Origin of the sequence: Microcoleus sp. AT9b-C3 (assembly GCF_036705485.1) — a bacterium.
In the GTDB taxonomy this organism is placed as follows: domain Bacteria; phylum Cyanobacteriota; class Cyanobacteriia; order Cyanobacteriales; family Microcoleaceae; genus Microcoleus.
Genome location: NZ_JAUBUR010000050.1, coordinates 33,591 through 37,934 on the forward strand (window position 1 = coordinate 33,591; position 4,344 = coordinate 37,934).

6 protein-coding genes and 1 pseudogene are annotated in these 4,344 nt (G+C 41.1%); 5 read left to right on the forward strand and 2 right to left on the reverse strand.

Annotated features, from left to right (window positions below; all coding sequences use genetic code 11):
• Together QUB77_RS28430 and QUB77_RS28435 are read left to right on the forward strand one after the other, a co-directional pair.
• The coding region (locus QUB77_RS28430; RefSeq protein WP_333180218.1) for a type II toxin-antitoxin system HicA family toxin at positions 1 to 749 on the forward strand (749 nt) is incomplete at its 5' end.
• A gap of 100 nt (positions 750 to 849) precedes the next feature.
• Complete coding sequence (locus tag QUB77_RS28435) at positions 850 to 1,278, forward strand: hypothetical protein (protein WP_333180216.1); 429 nt, start codon at positions 850 to 852, stop codon at positions 1,276 to 1,278.
• Positions 1,279 to 1,311: 33 nt separating this feature from the next.
• On the opposite strand, the gene QUB77_RS28440 is transcribed toward QUB77_RS28435, so the two are convergent.
• Entirely contained in the window at positions 1,312 to 1,749 is a 438-nt protein-coding gene (locus QUB77_RS28440) for a hypothetical protein (protein ID WP_333180213.1), read from the reverse strand.
• A gap of 136 nt (positions 1,750 to 1,885) precedes the next feature.
• On the opposite strand from QUB77_RS28440, the gene QUB77_RS28445 reads away from it, so the two are divergent.
• The 3 genes from QUB77_RS28445 to QUB77_RS28455 all read left to right on the forward strand — a co-directional run bounded on the left by QUB77_RS28445 (position 1,886) and on the right by QUB77_RS28455 (position 3,060).
• On the forward strand, positions 1,886 to 2,251 hold the full coding sequence (locus tag QUB77_RS28445; protein ID WP_333180211.1) for a transcriptional regulator: 366 nt from the start codon (positions 1,886 to 1,888) through the stop codon (positions 2,249 to 2,251).
• Between the two features lie 108 nt (positions 2,252 to 2,359).
• Entirely contained in the window at positions 2,360 to 2,653 is a 294-nt protein-coding gene (locus QUB77_RS28450; protein WP_333180208.1) for a helix-turn-helix transcriptional regulator, read from the forward strand.
• 44 nt (positions 2,654 to 2,697) lie between these two features.
• Entirely contained in the window at positions 2,698 to 3,060 is a 363-nt protein-coding gene (locus tag QUB77_RS28455) for a transcriptional regulator (protein WP_333180206.1), read from the forward strand.
• 53 nt (positions 3,061 to 3,113) lie between these two features.
• Here QUB77_RS28455 and QUB77_RS28460 read toward each other — a convergent pair.
• Positions 3,114 to 3,961 (reverse strand): annotated as a pseudogene (locus tag QUB77_RS28460) (IS630 family transposase).
• Between the last annotated feature and the right edge of the window lie 383 nt (positions 3,962 to 4,344).

Sequence of the window (4,344 nt, forward strand, 5' to 3'; positions counted from 1 at the left end):
AGCAACAGCAAGAAACTGCTCAAACTTTAGGAGACGACTTGCAATTACTATGGCAAGAGTGGCAAAAAACGTCTCAGCGAGAATCTGAAGCAAAGCAGCGGAGTGAAGCGCTCAATCAGACAATAGCTGATTTGAAGCGCGATCGACATTTAATACAACAGCAATCTCGTCAGCTAGAGCAACCGTTAGAAACAATACCTAATATTAATGAACTGACCGCCGCACTAGAAGGAGCTAGGGCAGAATCAGAGCGCATCAAAGCAGGATCAAGGGATTTTGAAGTTTATGCTTTAAAAGAAAATCACAAGCTAGAAGAGGAAAATGCTGACTTATATCGAGAACTAAATTCAGCTTTAGAAGAAAATCACGAGCTAGAAGAGGAAAATGCTGACTTAGACCGAAAACTAAATTCATCTAAGGAGTATATCCGTTATTTGCAAAATATAATGGATGATAACAATTCTTTGATATCAGATACTCAAGAGATAGTTATAGATAGTTCCTCTTCTGCTGGAGTTAGTTATAGATTGAGAAATGTTTCAGGCAGAGGTGCGGTGCGGTCTTTAGAGCGTTTGGGATTCACCGAAGATAGGCAAAGAGGCAGCCATGTTATCCTGAAAAAAATGATAACACGAACAGTTTCTGTCCCCGTACCAATACATGAGGGTCAATCATTAAAGCGTGGGACACTCAGGGCTATTATTCGGCAAGCAGAGATAACCAGAGAGGATTTTTTAGATAATCTGTGATCATGTTGAATCGGAAAAAATTTTAAGTGAGTTTAATTAAAAATGAAGTTTAGGGTAATCGAAACAAATTGCTAGTTCTATTATTCTATCAATTTCATCCTTGTCATCTGCTCAAAGTAATCAACACAATTATACAATTCTACCCACAGGAACTTACTACTCTCAAGGAACCATGTTCACTAATTCCCGGATAGAAATTGCACATAAAAACAATAGAATCTGTATTAAGATTGTCAAGGGTCCTGCAAATCCTTACAAGGGAGTGGAAGATTTCACAATTAGCAGCGTGTCTTTTCAAAAGGGGAAATTCTATATTGATGCTACCGGAGAAGAGTTAATCTTAGAAAAAAATGGAAAAGTAATAAATAGTGGTCGTGGTGGTGTAGGGGAGTATAGAGGCACCTCACCAGATCCCAGGAGTCAACCTATACAGGCTCAAAAAATGGCAGAGTGTGTAGCGGCTCAAGGACGATATGTACAGAAAATGCAAGGAATATCCATCTCAGAAATCGATTTTCCCAAGCATTAACCACGATCAACATAGGTGGGGGTTAATGGGGGACTAGGCGCAAGCTAGGCTGAGCCTTTGTTCTCTGATGACTTGACGGATGTGGTTGAGTAGAGCTTCCCAAATTGCGTCGGCGATCACGACTGGATACTTGAAATGTTCGAGGTCGTACTGTACTATGATTTCTAGGGGTGCTAGGATTTGCTGGTTTCGACAACTGGCAATTGCTGCGATCGCCTCCTGCTGCCATCTGGCAAATAGTCTGTAGCTGAAAAAAGAACTGCATTTTTGTCCTTTCTTGTCGAGGTAAACGACTATTACTTGATGTTGTTTGGGGTACACTTTGACTATGCGGTTGACAGGCATTCTCAGGGCTTCGGCTGCTTCCATTTTGGAGATTTGCCAGCACTGGGGTTTTAGCCAACCCGAGGCTGTAAGGCTTTGACGGGTGTGGCTAGGTTTATGAGTTTTTTGATTGCGTCTCTTTGTCATTGGTATTTCTCCCAAACCTGCTTTCATTAAAATTAAAATTTTCAATCTACTTAACAATATCTGTTAAAGGTTCCTCTGTCAAGCTAGACAGACAAATTTTTTGCTACACAAGTAAACTAGGAATTGTGGTTATCTGGTGGCTGATACCGTGGACGCAGAAGCTAAGAAAAAACTGAGTGAGGTTGTTAAATTAGCGCGGGGTTCGATGAGCTTGAGCGCTTTTGGCAGAATGTTGGGAGTTTCTGCTGCTTCTGTTTTGTATTGGGAAAAAGGGCAGGTACTTCCAGATACGAAAAATTTGACTCAGATTGCTACCAGAGCAGGCTTTACGATGGAAGAGCTAATGGCTCACCTCGAAGGCAAGCCAGTCCAGGAACCTCTGGATACTAACGACCTACTGAAAAAAATTCAGTGTATGCCGATTAGTGAGTTGGCAGTGATTGGTAGAGCTGTGATGGATAGGCTCGCGGCGGCGGCTGAGTCGTCTGGGAAATATAGTTGAGGTATCAGTTGGCAAGTAGACTGCTATATATGATCGCATAGCTTTTAAGGCGTGAACATCCAAAATAGACAAAAACTTAGCGAAATCATCAAAACTGCTCGCGGAACAATGAGCCAACGAGCGTTTGGCAAGCTTTTGGGGGTTTCTGCGACTGCTGTGCAATTTTGGGAAAGGGGCGATACTGTTCCAGAAACGGAAAACTTGGCTAAAATTGCTGGGAGAGCTGGTTATTCGCTGGAAGAGTTTCTCACCTTTTTGGATGGCAATCCAGTCTCGCAAGCCCCAGAAACTATTAACGATATTGTCAAAAAAATTCAGTTTTTGCCTCTGAGCCAGGTGGCGCTAATTGGCAAAGCTGTAGCGGATAGATTCGCTGCATCCACTGAAGCTGCTGGGGAATGAGTATTAGCCAGATTTATCTGTAAACTAGGAGTTGTGTTTATCTGGTGACTAATACTGTGGACGCAGAAGCTAAGAACAAACTGAGCGAAGTTGTGAAGCTAGCCCGTGGCGACCTGAGTTTTAGCGCTTTTGGTAGCCTATTGGGAGTCTGTGGTGCTGCTGTTCAGTATTGGGAAAAAGGACAGGTGCTCCCGGATACGAAAAATTTGACTCAGATTGCGGCAAGAGCGGGCTTTACGATGGAAGAGTTAATGGCTCATCTCGAAGGCAAACCAATGCCGGAACCCGTCAATACCAACAATATCCTTAAAAAAATCCAATGTATGCCACTGAGTGACTTAGCAGTGATTGTTCGAGCTGGTATGGAGCGACTGGCTGCTGCTGTAGCTTCTGGGAAGTATGGTTGATGTTCTGTAAACTGGGAATTGTAGTTATAGTTATTTCAAATAAAAATAAGACACTAAGTTGCACAATAAGCGCGAATAATCTCATCAAGAGATGTGGCAGAATGCGAATACATTATAGCTCTCTTTAATGCACTAAAATCATGCTCAATATCATTTAAGTCAGGAGAGTATTTTGGCAAAAAAAGTATCTGATGGCCTGCTTCCTCCACCAGGAGTCTAATTGCTGTCTTACTATGAATCGGTGCATTATCCATGATTAATATTGATGGTATTGTTAAAGATGGCAATAAATATAAAGCTAACCACCCTTCAAAACTTTCTGCATTCAAGCTCCCTCTAAAGACCATAGGTGCAATCAAGTCCTTGTTTCCTTTTCTTCTTCCTGCTACTAACTTTTCTCTTTTTTCCCGTTTTCCTTGTCTATCCCCATATACTTTTTTTCCTTTTTTTGACCACGCATAAACACAAGCATGAAGCTCTTCAAATCCTGATTTATCAATAAATACAAGGCTTTTGCTACCATGAACCTTAATTGATTTTCTCAGGATTTAGTAGTATTTTATTCTTTCTTCTCTCTTCCTTTTTTTATAACGAAATTGTTTTTTGGCTCGTGACATTTATTTTTTTTAAAGCATAGCATATGGCCCTCGATCTCACCCCGAATTTCCTTGCTCTTTCTATTAATCTTGCTTCGGGATTTTCTTATACATCTTTTCTGAGTGCTTCGGAGTCTATCTTCCGCTCACGGTGTTCTACCTTGGTTGCAAGGGAGGTCTTCCCTCCCTACCCATATGTATATTGTTGCTCTTCCTACTTTAAACAGGGCGGCGGCTTTGGTTATACACCCTCCATTTTCCACATAATCCACTACTCTTTTTCTCAAATCTAGACTGTATGCCATTTTTCGGCTCCGAGTTAACAATTTTTCTTGATTTTACATCATCTTGCATTTGTCTCACATTTATTTGAAATGACTATAATTGTTGCACCTTTCCCTGATCGACAGCGAGGCAAAAACCAATATTTCTTTGACACATCTTCTCAAATCCCCTTGACAACTGCCAGGCTTAACTTGTTACCAATGGTTAGGGGTTGTTTCTCATAAATCTCAAATAGCCTGTGCAAGGTAATGATGTTAAGCTTAGTGGGGAAACTTCGCAGGCATTTGGGAGATGAAACGAGTCAATAAACCGTTCTATGAGAAAGTTATATAGCAATCCTAAATGATTTTCTGTGTGTAACTATATTGACGTATTTTGGGGAAATCAAATGTATGTTCGTTAG